This is a genomic window from Parviterribacter multiflagellatus (assembly GCF_056863265.1).
In genome coordinates this window covers 38,274-54,608 of record NZ_JBXPIZ010000012.1, presented here as the reverse complement: position 1 = coordinate 54,608, position 16,335 = coordinate 38,274, and the positions used below count along the sequence as shown (strand labels likewise).

Annotated in this window: 17 protein-coding genes; 10 read left to right on the top strand and 7 right to left on the bottom strand. The window is 74.0% G+C overall.

Going from position 1 to position 16,335, the window contains the following annotated elements; translation table 11 throughout:
- Window positions 1-9 precede the first annotated feature (9 nt).
- Complete coding sequence (locus AC1UE5_RS23885) at window positions 10-999, top strand: sigma-70 family RNA polymerase sigma factor (RefSeq protein ID WP_482928377.1); 990 nt, start codon at window positions 10-12, stop codon at window positions 997-999.
- A 129-nt stretch (window positions 1,000-1,128) separates the two neighbouring features.
- Here AC1UE5_RS23885 and AC1UE5_RS23880 read toward each other — a convergent pair whose 3' ends face one another.
- Entirely contained in the window at window positions 1,129-1,383 is a 255-nt protein-coding gene (locus AC1UE5_RS23880; RefSeq protein ID WP_482928375.1) for an STAS domain-containing protein, read from the bottom strand.
- Between the two features lie 42 nt (window positions 1,384-1,425).
- Between AC1UE5_RS23880 and AC1UE5_RS23875 the strand changes: the two genes are divergently transcribed.
- Both AC1UE5_RS23875 and AC1UE5_RS23870 read left to right on the top strand, forming a co-directional pair.
- The gene (locus tag AC1UE5_RS23875) at window positions 1,426-2,274 is read left to right on the top strand and encodes an aldo/keto reductase (RefSeq protein WP_482928373.1); all 849 of its coding nucleotides are present in this window, start codon (window positions 1,426-1,428) and stop codon (window positions 2,272-2,274) included.
- A 45-nt stretch (window positions 2,275-2,319) separates the two neighbouring features.
- Window positions 2,320-2,727 carry a hypothetical protein gene (locus AC1UE5_RS23870; RefSeq protein ID WP_482928371.1) on the top strand — a complete coding sequence of 136 codons (408 nt, stop codon included), beginning with the start codon at window positions 2,320-2,322 and terminating at the stop codon, window positions 2,725-2,727.
- A 4-nt stretch (window positions 2,728-2,731) separates the two neighbouring features.
- On the opposite strand, the gene AC1UE5_RS23865 is transcribed toward AC1UE5_RS23870, so the two are convergent.
- Window positions 2,732-3,190, bottom strand: coding sequence for a YtoQ family protein (locus AC1UE5_RS23865; RefSeq protein WP_482928369.1), 459 nt, complete (start codon window positions 3,188-3,190; stop codon window positions 2,732-2,734).
- A 38-nt stretch (window positions 3,191-3,228) separates the two neighbouring features.
- On the opposite strand from AC1UE5_RS23865, the gene AC1UE5_RS23860 reads away from it, so the two are divergent.
- Window positions 3,229-4,416, top strand: coding sequence for a zinc-dependent alcohol dehydrogenase (locus tag AC1UE5_RS23860; protein ID WP_482928367.1), 1,188 nt, complete (start codon window positions 3,229-3,231; stop codon window positions 4,414-4,416).
- A gap of 6 nt (window positions 4,417-4,422) precedes the next feature.
- Here the strand turns inward: AC1UE5_RS23860 and AC1UE5_RS23855 are convergent, their stop codons facing one another.
- From AC1UE5_RS23855 to AC1UE5_RS23845, 3 genes are all read right to left on the bottom strand, one after another.
- Window positions 4,423-7,371, bottom strand: a complete 2,949-nt coding sequence (locus AC1UE5_RS23855; RefSeq protein ID WP_482928365.1) for a hypothetical protein — start codon at window positions 7,369-7,371, stop codon at window positions 4,423-4,425.
- Window positions 7,368-9,635: a hypothetical protein gene (locus tag AC1UE5_RS23850; RefSeq protein WP_482928363.1), complete on the bottom strand. Its 2,268-nt coding sequence runs from the start codon at window positions 9,633-9,635 to the stop codon at window positions 7,368-7,370. The genes AC1UE5_RS23855 and AC1UE5_RS23850 overlap by 4 nt, the downstream gene beginning before the upstream one ends.
- Window positions 9,636-9,752: 117 nt before the next feature.
- Window positions 9,753-11,183, bottom strand: a complete 1,431-nt coding sequence (locus AC1UE5_RS23845) for an MFS transporter (protein ID WP_482928361.1) — start codon at window positions 11,181-11,183, stop codon at window positions 9,753-9,755.
- A gap of 148 nt (window positions 11,184-11,331) precedes the next feature.
- On the opposite strand from AC1UE5_RS23845, the gene AC1UE5_RS23840 reads away from it, so the two are divergent.
- The gene (locus AC1UE5_RS23840; protein WP_482928359.1) at window positions 11,332-11,880 is read left to right on the top strand and encodes a TetR/AcrR family transcriptional regulator; all 549 of its coding nucleotides are present in this window, start codon (window positions 11,332-11,334) and stop codon (window positions 11,878-11,880) included.
- Entirely contained in the window at window positions 11,877-12,344 is a 468-nt protein-coding gene (locus AC1UE5_RS23835) for a group II truncated hemoglobin (protein WP_482928357.1), read from the top strand. Before AC1UE5_RS23840 ends, AC1UE5_RS23835 begins: the two co-directional genes overlap by 4 nt.
- On the opposite strand, the gene AC1UE5_RS23830 is transcribed toward AC1UE5_RS23835, so the two are convergent.
- Window positions 12,341-13,294, bottom strand: a complete 954-nt coding sequence (locus AC1UE5_RS23830) for an ArsR/SmtB family transcription factor (RefSeq protein WP_482928355.1) — start codon at window positions 13,292-13,294, stop codon at window positions 12,341-12,343. The two genes, AC1UE5_RS23835 and AC1UE5_RS23830, sit on opposite strands and share 4 nt — an antisense overlap.
- Before the next feature lie 46 nt (window positions 13,295-13,340).
- Between AC1UE5_RS23830 and AC1UE5_RS23825 the strand changes: the two genes are divergently transcribed.
- From AC1UE5_RS23825 to AC1UE5_RS23810, 4 genes are read left to right on the top strand one after another with little or no spacing between them, the layout of a single operon-like run.
- Complete coding sequence (locus AC1UE5_RS23825) at window positions 13,341-13,679, top strand: cupin domain-containing protein (RefSeq protein ID WP_482928353.1); 339 nt, start codon at window positions 13,341-13,343, stop codon at window positions 13,677-13,679.
- A gap of 33 nt (window positions 13,680-13,712) precedes the next feature.
- Window positions 13,713-14,558: an ABC transporter ATP-binding protein gene (locus AC1UE5_RS23820; protein ID WP_482928351.1), complete on the top strand. Its 846-nt coding sequence runs from the start codon at window positions 13,713-13,715 to the stop codon at window positions 14,556-14,558.
- 36 nt (window positions 14,559-14,594) lie between these two features.
- Window positions 14,595-15,056, top strand: a complete 462-nt coding sequence (locus AC1UE5_RS23815) for a YeeE/YedE family protein (protein WP_482928349.1) — start codon at window positions 14,595-14,597, stop codon at window positions 15,054-15,056.
- Window positions 15,053-15,478 (top strand): DUF6691 family protein, encoded by a 426-nt coding sequence (locus AC1UE5_RS23810; RefSeq protein ID WP_482928347.1) that lies wholly within the window; start codon window positions 15,053-15,055, stop codon window positions 15,476-15,478. Before AC1UE5_RS23815 ends, AC1UE5_RS23810 begins: the two co-directional genes overlap by 4 nt.
- A 2-nt stretch (window positions 15,479-15,480) precedes the next feature.
- Here the strand turns inward: AC1UE5_RS23810 and AC1UE5_RS23805 are convergent, their stop codons facing one another.
- A complete protein-coding gene (locus tag AC1UE5_RS23805; RefSeq protein WP_482928345.1) occupies window positions 15,481-16,254 on the bottom strand; it encodes a gamma-glutamyl-gamma-aminobutyrate hydrolase family protein in 774 nt (257 codons plus the stop codon).
- Window positions 16,255-16,335 lie beyond the last annotated feature (81 nt).

Below are 16,335 nucleotides of genomic sequence, written 5' to 3'. Positions count from 1 at the left end.
GGGCGTACGATGCGCCACGTGCTGACGACTCCTGACAAGACGATCGAGCAGGAGCTCGAGTCCCACCGTCGCGCCCTCACGGGCTACTGCTACCGCATGCTCGGCTCGGGCTCCGAGGCCGAGGATGCGGTGCAGGAGACGATGATCCGCGCCTGGCGCAACCTCGACAAGCTCGAGGCGCGCGGGGCGCTCAAGTCGTGGCTGTACCGGATCGCGAGCAACGTGTGCTTCGACCAGCTGCAGTCGTCGCAGCGGCGCGCGACCCCGATGGACATGGGCCCGGCGTCCGCGGCCGACGCGGCGCTGGGCGCCGGCCTGCCCGAGACGACGTTCATCCAGCCGATCGCCGACGCGCGCGTGCTGGGCGACGCGGACACGGCCGACCCGGCCGCGCTGGCGGATGCGCGGGAATCGCTCAAGCTCGCGTTCGTCGCCGCGCTCCAGCACCTGCCGCCCAAGCAGCGCGCGGTGCTGATCCTCCGCGAGGTCCTCAAGTGGCAGGCGAGCGAGGTCGCGGAGCTGCTCGAGACCTCCGTCGCGTCCGTCAACAGCGCCCTCCAGCGCGCCCGGGCGACGATCGAGCAGCTCGACCTCGACAGCGCCGACGCACGGCCGGCGGTCGACGACGCCGAGCAGCAGGAGTTGCTCACCAAGTACGTCGCCGCGTTCGAGGCGTACGACATCGCGTCGCTCGTCCAGCTCCTCCACGACGACGCGGCGTTCTCGATGCCGCCGTTCTCGCTGTGGGTGGAGGGCCCGGACGCGATCCACGACTTCATGCTCGGGACGGGCGCGAAGTGCGAGGGCTCGCGGGTCCTCGCCACCAGCGCCAACGGCGGCCCGGCGGTCGGCATCTACAACCCGACCCCCGACGGTGGCTACGCGCCGTGGGCGATCGTGGTGCTGGAGATGTCAGCCGGCCGCATCGCGGGGCTCCACCACTTCATCTACCCCGAGCTCTTCGCGGAGTTCGGGCTCCCGGCGCGCCTCGAGGCCTGAGGGGAGCCTGGCAGGACGTCTCGCCGTCCGTGAGGGACGCCTCGCGGACGTGGGCACCACGCGGTTCCTCACCGATCCAACCAGGATCGGCTTCGAAACCCCGCGGCGCCCACGACCACGATGCGGGCCTCACGGACGACGATCCGGTTCCTCCCAGACTCCCAGCGTCTCGGCGAGTCCGGCGACCTCCAGCAGGCCGCGGAGCTCGTCGGACACGTCGCGCAGCCGCAGCCGCCCGCCGCGCCGCCGCGCCTGCAGGTGGAAGCGCAGGAGCGTGTCGACGCACCGCATGTCGCAGAACGGGCCGACGCGGTCGATCACGGTCTCGCTCCCGTCCTCGGCGACGAGGACCACGGTGGCGTGGGGGGCGTCTGGAGCAGGCACGTCCCAGCCAAGACGGGCCTCACGCGGCAAACTCATCGGGACATGCGTACCCGGAGGATCGGAGACCGGACGGTCGGCGCGATCGGGCTCGGCGCGATGCCGCTGTCCCACGCGCCCGTGCCGCCCGAGGAGCGGGCCATCGCCACCATCCACGCCGCGCTCGACGCGGGCGTGACGCTGATCGACACCGCCGACGCCTACGCCGTGCGCGCCGCGGACATGGGGCACGGGGAGGAGCTGATCGCGCGTGCGCTGCGCGCGTACCCCGACCAGGCGGTCGCGCGCGACGTGCTCGTCGCGACGAAGGGCGGCCACACGCGCACGTCGCCCGGCGACGGGTGGGGCCTCGACGGCTCGCCGGCCTACCTGAAGGCCGCCGCCGAGGCGAGCGCGCGGCGGCTCGGCGTCGACGCGATCGGCCTGTACCAGTACCACCGCCCGGATCCGCGGACGCCGTGGGAGGAGTCGATCGGCGCGCTGCGCGCGCTGGTGGACGACGGTCTCGTCGTGCGCGCGGGCATCTCGAACGCGAACCCCGAGCAGATCCGCAGCGCCCACGCGATCCTCGGCGACGCGCTCGTCAGCGTGCAGAACGAGCTGTCGCCGCAGTTCCGCACGTCGCTGCCGGAGGTCGACGTGTGCGCGGAGCTGGGGCTCGCGTTCCTGCCGTGGTCGCCGTTCGGCGGCCTCGCGGACTTCCCGGCCTTCGGGGAGGTCGCGGCCGCGCGCGGCGTGTCCCCGCAGCAGGTCGTGCTCGCGTGGCTGCTCTCGCTCGCCGACGTCGTCATCCCGATCCCCGGCTCCTCCCGCCCGGAGACGATCCGCGACTCCGCGGCGGCGGCCGACCTCACGCTCACCGCCGACGAGCTCGCGCGGGTGAGCGCGATCTGACCCTAGGTGTCGGGACCCCGCCCGGCGGGGTCCCGTTCCCAGGGCATGAACATCTCCCGGAAGCTCCTCACCACCACCGCCATCGCGACCGTCGGCCTGAGCGGCGTCGCCGCCGCCGCGGACGCCCCGATCGTCTCCGAGCAGCAGTTCATCGCCGGCCACGCGCCCGTCACCATCCCCGGGACGGGCGTGCAGAAGGGCGAGTGGATGGGCGCGAAGGCGCGCTTCGTCTACCGCGACGTGACGCTCGAGGGCGAGCAGCAGACGCGCCTGACGTTGACCGCCCCGAAGGGCAAGACGATCCGCGGCCTCGCCGTCCCGGAGGGCTCGAAGGTCGGGTTCGCCGCCGCCGACCGCGACTACGTCGGCAAGCGCAAGGTCACCGTGCGCGTGTTCCTCGCCAGCAAGAGCGGCGCGGAGCAGACGGGCCGGGTCGGGGCGCTCGTCCGCTGAGCCGCTACCGCCCGGGCAGCGCGCCCGTGAGCACGTACCGGAGGAGGTCGACCACCTGCTCGGGCTCGCGCGCCGTCGCGAGCGCGGCGCGGTCGACCTCCTTCAGCGCGTGGTCGTGCTGCTCGGGGTGGAGCGTGATCAGCGGCTTGCCCAGCGCGGCCGCGTAGCCGGCGTCGAACGCCGCGTTCCACTGCTTGTACTGGTCGCCGAACCGCACGACCACGACGTCGGCCTGCTCGATCAGCGTCCGCGTGCGGATCGCGTTGACGCCGGCCCCCAGGTGGTCGCGCCAGAACGGCTCGGCGGGCTCGCCGAGGATCGCGGCGCCGCAGTCGTCGGACGCGGAGTGGTCGGTCACCGGCGCGCCGAAGACGACGTCGAGGTCCGCGTCGCGGACACCCTGCGCGATGCGCTCGCGCCAGTCGGTGTGGATCTCGCCGGACAGGTAGACGCTGAGGGGCATGCGTCGATCGTACGCACGCCTGGGTAGCGCCAAGGACCATGAAGGCACTCGCCTGGCACGGCAACCACGACGTCCGGGTCGACACCGTCCCCGACCCCACCATCGAGCACCCGACCGACGCGATCATCAAGGTGACGTCGAGCGGGCTGTGCGGCTCCGACCTCCACCTGTACGAGGTCCTCGGCGCCTTCATCGACGCCGGCGACATCCTCGGCCACGAGCCGATGGGGATCGTCCAGGAGGTCGGCTCCGAGGTGACGCACATCGCGCCCGGCGACCGGGTCGTGATCCCGTTCAACATCTCCTGCGGCTCGTGCTTCATGTGCGACAAGGGCCTGCAGACGCAGTGCGAGACGACGCAGAACCACGAGTGGGGGACCGGCGCGTCGCTCCTGGGCTACACGAAGCTCTACGGCCAGGTCGCGGGCGGCCAGGCCGAGTACCTGCGCGTCCCGCAGGCGCACTACGGGCCGATCAAGGTGCCCGAGGGCCCGCCGGACGACCGGTTCCTCTTCCTCTCCGACGTCCTGCCGACCGCGTGGCAGGCGGTCGAGTACGCCGACGTGCCCGACGGCGGCACGGTGCTCGTCCTGGGTCTCGGGCCGATCGGCGAGATGTGCACGCGCATCGCGCAGCACCGCGGCTACGAGGTGATCGGCGTCGACCTCGTGCCCGACCGGCTGGAGCGCTCGCGCGCACACGGCGTGACGACGATCGACCTCGAGGAGCACTCCGGCGACGCGCTCGTCGGCCAGGTGCAGGAGCTGACCGGTGGCCGCGGGCCCGACAGCGTGATCGACGCGGTGGGGATGGAGGCGCACGGCTCGCCGATCGGGCAGATCGCGCACAAGCTCACCGGCCTGCTGCCCGACGTGGTCGCGAAGAAGGTGATGCAGACGGCGGGGATCGACCGGCTCGCCGCGCTCCACACCGCGATCGAGCTCGTCCAGCGCGGCGGCACGGTCTCCCTTTCCGGCGTCTACGGCGGCGCGGCGAGCCCGATGCCGCTCCTGCAGATGTTCGACAAGCAGATCAACCTGCGGATGGGCCAGGCGAACGTCAAGCGGTGGATCCCGGACATCATGCCGCTGCTCACCGGCGACGGCGACCCGCTGGGCGTCGACGACTTCGCGACGCACCACGTCCCCCTCGAGGAAGCGCCCGCGGCGTACGAGCGCTTCCAGAAGAAGGAGGACGGGACGTTCAAGGTCGTCTTCAAGCCGTAGCGGGCGCTACCGCCTCGGCCGCGCGGCGGCGCTCAGCCGCCGCGCCTTCGCCTTCCCCTTGGGGTCGAACGTGACCGTCACGCGCACGGTGCGGCCGGCCCGCGCGGCGCGCCGCCCGGCCTGCGTGAGCGCCGGCCGGATGGTCGCCACCGACGCGCCCGCGATCGTCCGGCTCGTGCGCCGCACGCCCGGGCCCGAGACCGTCAGCCGCCCGGCCCCGAGGCCGCCGACCTTGATCGCCATCCGGCCGTCCGCGACCGCCGACGACACGATCCGCAGCGCGCAGTCGGTGCCGATGCGGATCGCGCGCTCGACGACGCCGCCGTTCTGACCGGTGAACACGGCCTCGGCGCCCTGCTGGGCGTCGCAGATCCGGCCGCCCGTTCCGGTCGCGCCCAGGATGCCGCGCTTGCCGCCGTTGATCTTGAGGCGGAACGAGCTGATCGGCGCGTCCGGGACGGAGCCGAACGTCGTGACGAGCTTGTCGTCCACGACGCTCGAGTCGGCCAGCAGGTCGAGGCTCACCTGCCCGCGCAGCGTCACGAGGAGCTTGGGCAGCGTCCGGCGCGTCGCGCCCGTCGCCGTCTTGCGCAGGCCCTCCACGAAGTAGACCGGCCCGGACAGCGGCTGGTCGAGGATCGGGGTGACCGCGGTCGCCGTGCCGACGATCGACGTCGCCGGGCACTGGCGCGCCTCGGCCTGCGCGGGCGTGCACAGCCCCTGCGCGTTGTCGGCCTCCAGCGCGATCGACAGCGGCAGCGTCACCGCGACCTTGTCGAGGTTCGCCTGGCGCGGGCCGCCCGGCATCGTCACCGTCGCGTCGAGCCCCGGGTGCCCGCCGGTCCGCAGCTCCTTGCGGCCGGTCAGCTTCAGCGCGAGCTTCGGCTTGAGCGGGAGCGACGCGCACTCGCCGACCTGGAAGCGGTCCTGCACCGCGATCGTCTGTCCGGCCGCGGAGCCCAGGCCGCCCGAGATGACCTTCGGCGCGCACGACGTCGGGTTCAGCATGAACCCGGGCTTGTCGATCGCGACCTCCAGCCGCTGGAGCTGCACCGGGACGCCGGAGACGATCGTCGGCAGCGGGTCGCTGACGATCGTCACGTGCGCGTCGTGCGGGTCGACGTAGATCTTCTGCCGCACCACGACCGTGCCGAGGTCGAACGGGCCGGCGACGACCGGCACCGCGACCCGGAGGGAGAACGGCGCGTCGCCGTACGCGCCCTCCAGGAAGACCGGCCCGGTGAGCCAGAACGGGCTCGCGCCCGCGCCCGACGCGATCCGCGCCGTGCCGACCTGCGTGCCGACGTTGCCCTTCAGCCGGGCGAGGAGGCCCTCGGGCAGCTCCAGCCGCAGGCCGGTCAGGTCGCTGTTGCCGTCGGGCTTGGCGACCTTCAGGACGAACGGCGAGAACGCCCCCGCGACCGGCGCGCTCGTGCCGGCGGCGAACGTCGGCGCGAACGCCCCGAGGTTCGGGGCGCAGTCGATGCGGAACGACGACGCCTGGTCGGCGCGCTGCCCCGACCACGCCGTGAACGCGGCGGTCGCCGTCTTCGTGCCGCACGTCGCCGGGGTGGTGAGCGGCGCGCGCGGGCCGCCCTTGAAGCGCAGCCGCAGCTCGGAGAACGGCAGCTGGGGGAGCGCGTCGAACGTCGTCGTCAGCTGGCCCGTGACCGGGTCCGGGACGATCGCGCCCGGGAGCTTGACGCGGACACCCGAGCCCTCGGCGACGAGGAAGAGGCGGAACAGCCGCCCCGACGCGGGGTCGGGCGACGCCTGCGTGCCGAGGTAGATCGAGCCGGTCATCGGCTCGTGCAGCAGCGGCGTGTCGATCGCGACGGTGCCGATCTTCGAGGTCTCCGGACACGCCGGCGCCGCGTCGCTGTCGACGCCGACCTGCGCGTCCGAGCAGCCCTGCAGGCCGTCGGCCGCGCCCGGCGAGATCGCGACGCCCTCGGGCATCGTCACGACCGTGCGCTTCACCGGCGGGGTTGCGAGGTCGTTCGGCCCGGTCGTCTGGGGCACCTTGACGTCGACCGCGAAGCCGGCGGGGGTGGCGGGCGCTGTGGTGTCGGGCCGCACCGAGACGCTCGGCGTGAAGCGCAGGTCCTCGCAGCCGGTGACCCGCATCGGCAGGTCGTTCGCGTCGTGGTCGAACGACGTCCGGACGTACTGGTCGCTGCCCCACGGGCGCGCGGCGACGCGGGTCGTCAGCGGCTCCTCGGTGCAGTTGGCCGGGAGCGTGAGGAACGGGCGGCGCTCGGTGGCGACCGGGCACACGTCGCTCGTCGACGGGCCGGTGAACCCGTCGAGGCACGCACCGCGCTCGGTGTCGTGCTCGGAGGCGGCCGGCACGCCCCAGAACGTGACGCGCACGCCGCTGACCGTGAGGCTGCTCGGGATGTTCTGGGCGGTCATCCGCAGGCCGTAGTCGCCGCCGGAGCGCACCGTGGCGCGCATCATCACGGTCGCCGCCGGGCCGCCGCCCCAGATGCGGCCGCCGAAGCGGGCCGGCTCACCCGGCATCGGGCTGAGGTTGTAGAGCCGGACGTACAGCGGCGCTGTGTTGATGCCGCTGCGCTCGACCACGGCCATCCCGACCTGCGTGTCGTCGGGGCAGACGCCGACCTCGACGCCCTCCTCGAAGGCGATGTCCGGACAGCGCGGGACGGCGGTGGGGTCGCCGACCAGGCCGGGCGGGAGGTCGACGACGATGTCCTTGACCTGCTGGTCGGGGACCGGCACGCCGAACACGTCCGACATCACGGTCTTGAACCGCAGCGTCGTCGTGTGGTCGAACGGGTGAGACCCCGCCTGCGTGGCGGGCGCGCTCGACCCGTCGGCGCGGATCTCGGCGGTCGCCGTCTCGAAGCCGAAGTCGGCGTGCGCGACGCTCGCCCCGGCGAGCAGCGCGACCAGCGCGGCGGCCGTCAATGCCGCGGTCCTCACAGCCCTCATCGCTGCTCCTTCATGGTGACGGCGACGGTCGTCGACGACGCCCTGCCGGTCGTGGGGGTGAACGCCACCCTCGCGCTGACGCGCAGGCGGCCGTTGCGCGTGAGCCGGCGCGCGGCCTTCGCGGTGAGGCGCACCGACACGGTCACGCTCTGCGCCTGGCGGACCGTCTTCCGCGTCGTCCGCAGCGACGCCCCGCTGACCGTCACGCGGCCGGCGCCTGGCGCCTGGATCCGCACGCGCACCCGCATGCCGCGGGCCGTCGCGCCGGCGCGCACCTTCTTGGTCGTCGCGCGCTTCTTCGCCGGCGCCGGGACGTTGCCCGGGCCGCTGAAGCTGCGCGTGGCCGGGTCGGCGAGCGTCGGCCCGCCGCCGGCCGGGCGGCCCTGGCAGGCGTCGCCCTCGCACGGCGCGGGCGACGGGGCAGCCTCGAAGCCGCCGTCAATGCGCGCGTCGTACAGGTCGACCAGGTCGTCGACGTCGCTGTCGACGAGCCGCTCGCGCGTGCTGAAGAACACGTCACGACCGCTCCGGCTGAGCCCCGCGAAGGTCGACAGGTCGCCGTCGGCGCCGGTGGAGACCAGCCGCGGTCCCGACTCCCCGAAGACGTAGACGTCGCGCACGCCGTTGCGATCGGTGGGCAGCAGCGCCTGCTCGGTCTGGAAGCCGACGTCACCGTGGTCGGACACCACCCGGAAGGCCTCTGTGCGTTCGATCTGGCGGAAGCCCGCGTCGCCCGAGGACGGGCTGCCGTCGGGGGCGCAGGACGCGCAGGCGAGCGTGCCCGCGTCCGCGTCGTGGAGGTAGACCTGCACCGTGCCAGCCGTGTCGTGCTCGGTCAGCGGCTGCGCCGAGAGGAGCGCGAGGAACCGCCCGTCACCTGAGACGGCCACGGGTGGGACCGCGTGCGAGCCGGTGGCCCAGTTCGCGGTGTCCCACGCGGTCGCCTCGGCGACGGTGCCGAGCGTCGCCACGTACCAGAGCTGGCCCTCCGGCGTGCCGTCGTCGTACCAGCCGTAGACGTTCACCTGGCCGGCCGTGCCGGCGTCGGGGTCGAGCTTCGCGGTCGCCGCGAAGTAGACCGTGGACGCGTCGTCGGAGGCGCCGATGACGCCGAGCACGCCCGCGGCCTGGCCGGTCGCGGTCACGTCGAGCAGCTCGCCGGTCTCGACGTCGTACCGGTAGAGGTCGGGCGCCGCGGTGGTTGCCTCGGAGTCGTCGGTCAGCTTCTCCTCGCTGGTGAAGAAGACGGCGTCGCCGTGCGCGCTCTCCGCCGTCCAGTAGGTCGCGGGAAGCGGGCCGTCCGGGTCAGGCGTCGTTCGCTGCGAGGCCGAGACGTGCGTCGTGTGCTCGCCGTCCTCGCGCAGGTAGAGCTGGCCGCCTGAGGCGAAGAAGACCCGGCGGCCGTCAGCGGAGAGCGTGCGCTGCGAGAGCGAGTTCGAGGGATCGGAGCCCTGACCCGCTGCCGCGCCGGCCGGCAGCGGCTGGTCGTCCGGACCGATGCCGACCAGGCGCAGCTGCCCGTGCGGCGTCCCGGTGTCGGTCCACTCGTAGAGGTTCGGGACGCCCGGCTGCGCGTCCGCGGTGTACGTCTCGAGGGAGGTCACGAGGACCTTGCGCAGATCGGCCGTGGCCCCCATCACCCGCGGGCCGGTGAGTGGCTCGCCCCCGCCGTAGGTCAGACCCGTGATCAGGCGCCGCTCGCGCGTCTCGTTGTCCTGGAGGTAGAGGTTGCCCTCCAGGCACATCGTCTGCAGCTCCACGCAGGGCCAGGCGCCCTCGACGAGCGCGGCCGGCGACATGACGATCGAGCGCGAGCCGTCCTCCGAGATGCCCTGGTTCCACGTCGCCGCCAGCAGCGCGGGGGCGGGCGGGCCGAACGGGCCGTTGACCGGAACGGAGGACCAGCCGGAGCTGCCGCGCAGCGCGCGGTAGGCGATGCCGAGCCCGTCCTGGCCTGCCGGATCGCCGACGGCGCCGCCCGCGATGTAGGAGTACCCGTCGCCGTCGCGCAGCACGGCCGAGGCGTAGGGGTAGCTGCCGTTGCCGTAGTTGGCCCCGTTCGCCGTCGTGATGCTGAAGCCGGCCTTGTCGACCGGCGACACCATCTCGTAGGCGCGGCAGTCGGGCAGGTCGGCGTGCTGCGCCGCGCGGATGGCGGCGTTGGGACAGCTGTCGGCGGCGTGCGCCGGCGGCGCTCCGGCCGCCAGCGCGCACGCAGCGGCCAAGGCGGCGCTCGGCGCGCCGCCCCAGACCCTCGATCTCATGGGAAAGGTGACTCCTCCGTGTTCGCCGCGACCTACGCACCACACACGTCTCTCGCGGAGAAATGGACCCTAGCCGTACCTTTTCCTTTCGTCAATACACGCGGGCGTACCCCGTCCCTAGATGGGCTCGATCGCCACCTCGGGGAGCGGCTGGTCGCGGCGCGTCCCGCTCACCGCCAGGGCGGAGAGCACGAGCGCGACGACCGCGAACGCGGTGGCCGCGACGAACGCGTCGGCCATCCCGCTCGCGAGCTGGTCGTTCGACGGCGTCGCGGCGCCGTCGGTCGCGGTGCCGAACACCGTCACCAGGATCGCGAGGCCGAGCGTGCCGCCGACCTGCTGCATCGCGTTGAGCAGCCCGGACGCGGCGCCGGAGTCCTCGGTCCGCGCGGCGCCGAGGATGATCGCGCTGAGCGGCATGAACGCCATGCCGGCGCCCGCGCCGAACAGGAGCATCGGGCCGAGCAGGCCGCTCACGTAGCCGGTGTCCGCCGAGACCTGCGTCAGCCACGCCATGCCGGCGACGATCAGCGCCATGCCGCCGAGCAGGAACGGCCGCGGCCCGTGCTTGGGCAGCAGCGCCGGCACGACCTGCGAGATGCCGAACAGCAGCGCCGTCAGCGGCAGGAACGCGAGGCCGGTGGTGAGCGCGCTGAAGTCGTCGACCTGCTGCAGGAACTGCGTCAGGAAGAAGAACATGCCCATCATCGCGGCGGGCAGCGCGAGCATCGCGGCGTAGCCCGAGGCGGCCGGCCGGCTCGCCAGCAGGCGGAGCGGGAGGAGCGGCTGGCGCTGGCGCGCCTCGTGGGCGACGAACCCGGCGAGCACGACGACCGCGACCGCGAACGAGACGAGCGCGACGGTGTCGCCCCAGCCGTCCTCGGCGACGCGGATGAAGCCGTAGACCAGCGCGCCCGCGCCGAGCGTCGAGCTGATCGCGCCGGCGACGTCGAAGCGGCCGGTGGTGCGCTCGCTCTCCTCGAGGAAGCGGTGGGCGAGCGGCGCGATCGCGAGGCCGATCGGCACGTTGATGAAGAGCGTCCAGCGCCACGAGGCCCAGGTCGTGAGCATGCCGCCGACGATCAGGCCGACCGACGCGCCCGCGGCGGACACGGCGGTGACGACGCCGAGCGCGCGGTTGCGCGAGGTGCCCTCGGGGAAGTTCGTCATGACGAGCGCGAAGACCGACGGCGCGGCGATCGCGGCGCCGATGCCCTGGATCGCGCGGGCGATCAGCAGCCACTCGCCGGAGGTCGCAAGACCACCGGCCAGCGAGGCGAGCGTGAAGAGGCTGACGCCGCCGATGAACACGCGGCGGCGACCGAGGATGTCGCCCATCCGGCCGCCGAGCAGGAGCAGGCCGCCGAACGTGAGCGTGTACGCGTTGAGCACCCACGAGAGCTCCGCGGAGGAGTAGTCGAGGTCGCGCTGGATCTCCGGGAGCGCGACGTTCACGACGGTCGCGTCGAGGATGATCATCAGCTGGACGGTCGCGATGATCGCGAGGGCGATGGACGCGCGGTGTCCTCCGCCGTGGGAGGTGGTCATGGACTGCTCCTTCGAGAGGTGGTGGCGAAACCGGGGACGCTCCCCGTTTCGCGAGACAGTACCATAGGCGGAGGCAGTCCCCGGTTCTAAGTGGAGATCATCCCCGTTTTCGATGGCGCCCGCAACCCGCCCCTCACCTGACCGCCCGATGCGCGCCGACGCACGGCGCAACTACGAGCGCCTCGTCGCCACCGCGCGCGAGGCGTTCCTGTGCCACGGCGCGGACGCGTCGCTCGACGACATCGCCAAGGCGGCGGGCGTCGGCAGCGGCACGCTCTACCGCCACTTCCCGACCCGTGACGCGCTGCTCGCGGCGGTCGTAGGGGAGGCCGCGCGCGAGGTCGCCGAGCGCGCCGACGCGCTGCTCGGCGAGTACGAGCCGGCCGACGCCCTGCGGTACTGGCTGCGCTCGCTGGTCGACTACTCGACCGCCGTCGCCGGCCTGCCGAAGACGCTGCTCGGCTGCTACCGCGACCCCGAGTCGGAGCTCAACCCGCCGTGCGTGCAGCTGTTCGCGGCGATGGGGAAGCTGCTCGCCGCCGCGCAGGCCGCGGGCACGATCCGCGCGGACCTGACGCCGGACGACGTCGGGATGCTCGCGCACGGCATCTCGGTCGCGACCGAGCAGAGCGAGGTGCCGGACATCGCCGACCGCCTGCTCGGCCTCGCGTTCGACGGCATGCGGCCACGCTCGTGAGCGACGCGCCGCCCACGATCTACGCCTGGGCCGGCGGGCGGGAGGCGTTCGCGCGCTGGCTCAACGCGTTCTACGACCTCGTCGAGGCCGACGAGCTGCTCGGCCCGGTGTTCGGCGGCGTGGTGAGCGAGGAGCATCGCGAGCACGTCACCGACTGGTGGTGCGAGGTGATGGGCGGGCCGCCCGTCTACACCGAGCAGCACGGCGGCTACGAGCACATGCTCGCCAAGCATCGCGGGCTGGGCATCGACGGCGAGCGGCGGCTGCGGTTCGTGACGCTGCTCTCACGCGCGGCGGACGCCGCGGGGCTGCCCGCCGACCCCGAGTTCCGCGCGGCGATCATGGGCTACGCGGAGTGGGGGACGCGCCTGGCGGTCGAGAACTCCGCGCCCGGCGCGACGCCGGTCGAGCACGCACCGGTCCCGCGCTGGGGCTGGGGCGTCGCGCCGCCCTACCAGCCCTAGCCCGCCACGAGCGAGTCGCCCAGCGCGGTGCGCGCGTAGAGGACCGTCCGCCGCTCCCGCCGCGCGCGCAGCAGGCCCGCTTCGTGGAGCACGCGCAGGTGCTGGGAGACGCCCCCGGCGGTGACGCCCAGCCGCGCGGCCAGGTCGGTCGTCGTGGCCGGCGCCTCGCAGGCGACCAGGATCCGCGCGCGCGTGGCGCCGACCAGGCGGGCGAGCGCGTCCGGGCCGGCGGCCGCGGGCGCGTCCCACAACGTCCCGATCCCGCGCGCGGGGTAGATCAGCGCCGGCTGCCACGGGCGGCGGGTGATCGTGTGGGCGCGGTGCCACGCGAAGGCGGAGGGGACGAGCAGGAGGCCGCGACCGTTGAGCCGCACGGTCGCCTCGTAGCGCTGGTCGACGTGGAGCCGGTCGCCGGCCCAGCGGACCGCGGGGTGCAGGTCGGCGAGCATCGCGGCCGGGCCGTCCTCCGCGAGGCGCCGCGCGCGGTGGTCGACGTCGGCCTGCAGCAGCGCGGCGACCTGCGGCCAGTCCGGCGCCAGCGCGCGGGTGAACGCGGTCGCCATCGCCGCGGCCAGCGCAGCCGGGTCGGGGAGGCGCGCGCCGGCGGGAGGCGGGTCGTCCATCCGCGCGAGCTCGGCCCGCACCTGCCGCGGCGTCGTCGCCTCGACGCGCGCGAGGTCCTCGTCGATCGTCGCCAGCGGCCCGCTCGGTGGGGGCGTCAGGAAGTCCGGGATGTACCCGTTCGGCGGCAGGATCGCGAGCACCGCGTCGAGGCCGGCGACACCGCGCAGCGCCTCGCGTGCCCGCGCGAGCCAGCCCAGGTGCAGACCCGCGCGGGGTGGGTCGCGGACGAGTCGCAGCGCGCTCGCCAGCTCCCACGACGGTGAGACCGCGAAGCGCAGCGCGGCCAGGTCGTCGACGGTGAAGAGGTACGTGACGATTCGCGGCACGCTAAATCGTTGGCGCCGAATGGGCAATGTCGCGAGGCTGCGGCCCATGATCACGACCTACGCGCTCGACGACTTCGCCATCAACGAGACCGCCTTCCGGTTCGAAGGGAGCCAGGCGGCGGACGGGGCCGACATCGGCTGGTTCGTCACGCGGACGCTGCCGGGCAAGGGCGCGACGCTCCACGTCCACCCGTACGCGGAGGTCTTCTGCCTCCTCGCGGGCACCGCCGCCTACACGGCCGGCGACGAGACGGTCACGGTGGAGGCCGGCACGGTCGTCGTGATCCCGCCGAACACGCCGCACCGGTTCGAGAACGTCGGCGACGAGCCGCTCCTCCAGTTCTCCGTCCACGAGCGCGGCGCGATCGTGCAGCACGAGGTGTAGGGAAACCCAACGATCACGCGGTACCGTCGATGGGTGTCCCCGACGCCCCCGACCACCACGACCGCGACCGCGCCGGCCGCGGAGGCGCTGCGCTTCGCCGGCGTCACCGTCTGGCGCGCGGCCGGGACGGAGCGCACGGTGCTCCTCGACGCGGTCGACTGGACGGTCCGGGCGGGCGAGCACTGGGTCGTGCTCGGGCCCAACGGCGCCGGCAAGTCGACGATGATGAACGTCGCCGCGGCGGTCGACCGGCCGTCGGAGGGCACGGTCCACGTCCTCGGCGAGCGGCTCGGCGGGACGGACATGCGCGCGCTGCGCGAGCGGCTCGGCCTCGTCGACGCGCGGCTGGCCCGCAGCCTGCGCGGCGCGATGCCGGCGCACCTCGTCGTGCTCACGGGCGCGCACGGCTCGATCGCGCTCCAGCGCCAGCGGCTCACCGCCGCCCACGAGGAGGAGGCCCGCGCGCTGCTCGCGCTCGTGGGCGCCGCCCACCTCGCCGAGCGCCGCTACGAGCTGTGCTCGCAGGGCGAGCGCCAGCGCATCCTGCTCGCCCGCGCGCTCATGGGGCGGCCCGAGCTTCTGCTGCTCGACGAGCCCGCGAGCGGCCTCGACCTCCCGTCGCGCGAGCGGCTGATCGAGGCGATGGTCGCCACCGCGCGCACCCGGCCCGAGCTGCCGACCGTCACGGTCACGCACCACCTCGAGGAGATCCCGCCGTCGACGACCCATGCGCTGCTGCTGTCGCACGGGCGGGTGCTGGCGCAGGGGCCGATCGCCGCGACGCTCACGAGCGCCAACGTCTCGGCCTGCTTCGGGATCGCCGTCGACGTCGGCGAGCGGCGCGGCCGGTGGACCGCGGCGGTCCGCGACGCCGCGTGACCCGGACGGACGCTCGTGCTCTCTAGCCTGCAAGCCATGGACGGACAGCTCGCCTGGTACGTCGCCGGGCCCGTGCTCGGGTTGTGCGTGGTCGCGTGCCGGGCGCTCTTCAACGGGCGCCTCGGCGTCACCGGCGGGTTCTCGGAGCTCGTCACCCAGCTGGCGCGCGGCAGCGTGCGGTTCGACTGGCGGGGCTGGTTCGCGCTGGGCATCGTCGCCGGCGGGCTGCTCTTCGCCGTGGTCCGCGGCGGCACCGACATCGACGGCTACGGCTGGCTGACGCGGACGTTCGACGGCGCCGGCGGCGCGCTGGCGACCGCCGCGATCCTGCTCGTCGCCGGGGTCGCGATCGGGTTCGGCGCGAAGACCGCCGGCGGCTGCACGTCGGGCAACGGGCTGGCCGGCACGTCGCTCCGCTCGCCCGCGGCGCTGGTCGCGACGGGGACGTTCTTCGCCACCGCGATCATCGTCACGACCCTGATCGAGGCGCTGCTGTGAGCCGCGTCGCCGGGCTCCTCGTCGGGATCGTCTTCGGGGTGACGCTCTCGTGGAGCGGGATGGCCGACCCGGACGTGATCCGCGACGCGCTGCTGTTCCACGAGGCGTACCTGTTCCTCATGTTCGGCTCCGCCGTGCTGACCGCGACGGCCGGCCTGTGGGTGCTGCGCCGGGTGCGCACGCGCGCGGTGCTCGCGCCGGAGCCGCTCACCTACGCCACCGACCGCCCCGAGCGCCGCCACGTGGTCGGCGCGCTGCTGTTCGGAACCGGCTGGGGCGTCGCGAACGTCTGCCCCGGGCCGGTCGCGGCGCAGCTCGGCCAGGGCGTGGGGTGGGCGGCGGTGACCGCGGTCGGCGTGCTGGCCGGGGTCGCGCTCCACCTGTGGCGCGACGGGCGCGAGACCGAGCCCGCGCTCGGCTGACGCTAGGCCACCGCGACCGCGACGCGCGACACCGGGATCATGTGGTCCCGCAGGCGCGCGGCGTTCACGAGCGCGCCGAAGAGCCGCATGTGGGTCGGGTCGTCGACCAGGCACTCCGCGTGCCACTGGACGCCGACGACCATGTCGCGCTCGGGGTCCTCGATCGCCTCGACGAGCCCGTCCTCCGACCGCCCCGCGACGCGCAGCCCGGTCCCCAGCCGGGCCACCGCCTGGTGGTGGAACGAGTTCACGTCCAGCTCGGTCGGCCCGCCGAGCAGCGACGACGTGGTCGAGCGCTGCTGGAGGCGGACGCGGTGCGTGGTGACGTCGCCCGCCTCCTCCTGCCGGTGCCCGGGAAGGTGCTGGTGGAGCGTTCCCCCGCGCGCCACGTTGAGCACCTGCGCCCCGCGGCAGATCCCGAGCACCGGCATCCGCCGTGCGTCCGCGCGCCGCACGAGCGACAGCTCGAAGCGGTCGAGGTCCGGCTCGGTCGGCCCCAGCTCCGGGTGGGGCTCGTGGCCGTACGCCGACGGGTGGAGGTCCGGGCCGCCGCTGAGGACGATGCCGGACAGGCGGTCGAGCAGCGCGTCCAGCGCCTGCGGCGCGATCGGCGCCAGGATGACCGGCACCCCGCCGGCCCGGTCGACGGCGTCCAGGTACTTCAGCCCGAGCGCGAGCTCGCGGCGCTGCGGGTCGCCGTGCTCCTCGTGATCTCGCTGCGGCGAGCGCCGCAGCTCCGAGGTCGAGATGCCGATGAGCGGACGGGTTGCTGACACGATCCGCACTCTGCCCGCCGACCGCGCGATGCACGTCGTCCACACGGTCCGAACATCGCGCGCGGCGTTTCACCCGGATGT

What these genes read in the sequence shown, in the direction of transcription:
- AC1UE5_RS23885 (WP_482928377.1), top strand. Translation starts at nt 10, where the DNA reads ATGCGCCACGTGCTGACGACTCCTGACAAGACGATCGAGCAGGAGCTC.
- AC1UE5_RS23875 (WP_482928373.1), top strand. Translation starts at nt 1,426, where the DNA reads ATGCGTACCCGGAGGATCGGAGACCGGACGGTCGGCGCGATCGGGCTC.
- AC1UE5_RS23870 (WP_482928371.1), top strand. Translation starts at nt 2,320, where the DNA reads ATGAACATCTCCCGGAAGCTCCTCACCACCACCGCCATCGCGACCGTC.
- AC1UE5_RS23865 (WP_482928369.1), bottom strand. Translation starts at nt 3,190, where the DNA reads ATGCCCCTCAGCGTCTACCTGTCCGGCGAGATCCACACCGACTGGCGC.
- AC1UE5_RS23860 (WP_482928367.1), top strand. Translation starts at nt 3,229, where the DNA reads ATGAAGGCACTCGCCTGGCACGGCAACCACGACGTCCGGGTCGACACC.
- AC1UE5_RS23855 (WP_482928365.1), bottom strand. Translation starts at nt 7,371, where the DNA reads ATGAGGGCTGTGAGGACCGCGGCATTGACGGCCGCCGCGCTGGTCGCG.
- AC1UE5_RS23850 (WP_482928363.1), bottom strand. Translation starts at nt 9,635, where the DNA reads ATGAGATCGAGGGTCTGGGGCGGCGCGCCGAGCGCCGCCTTGGCCGCT.
- AC1UE5_RS23845 (WP_482928361.1), bottom strand. Translation starts at nt 11,183, where the DNA reads ATGACCACCTCCCACGGCGGAGGACACCGCGCGTCCATCGCCCTCGCG.
- AC1UE5_RS23840 (WP_482928359.1), top strand. Translation starts at nt 11,332, where the DNA reads ATGCGCGCCGACGCACGGCGCAACTACGAGCGCCTCGTCGCCACCGCG.
- AC1UE5_RS23825 (WP_482928353.1), top strand. Translation starts at nt 13,341, where the DNA reads ATGATCACGACCTACGCGCTCGACGACTTCGCCATCAACGAGACCGCC.
- AC1UE5_RS23815 (WP_482928349.1), top strand. Translation starts at nt 14,595, where the DNA reads ATGGACGGACAGCTCGCCTGGTACGTCGCCGGGCCCGTGCTCGGGTTG.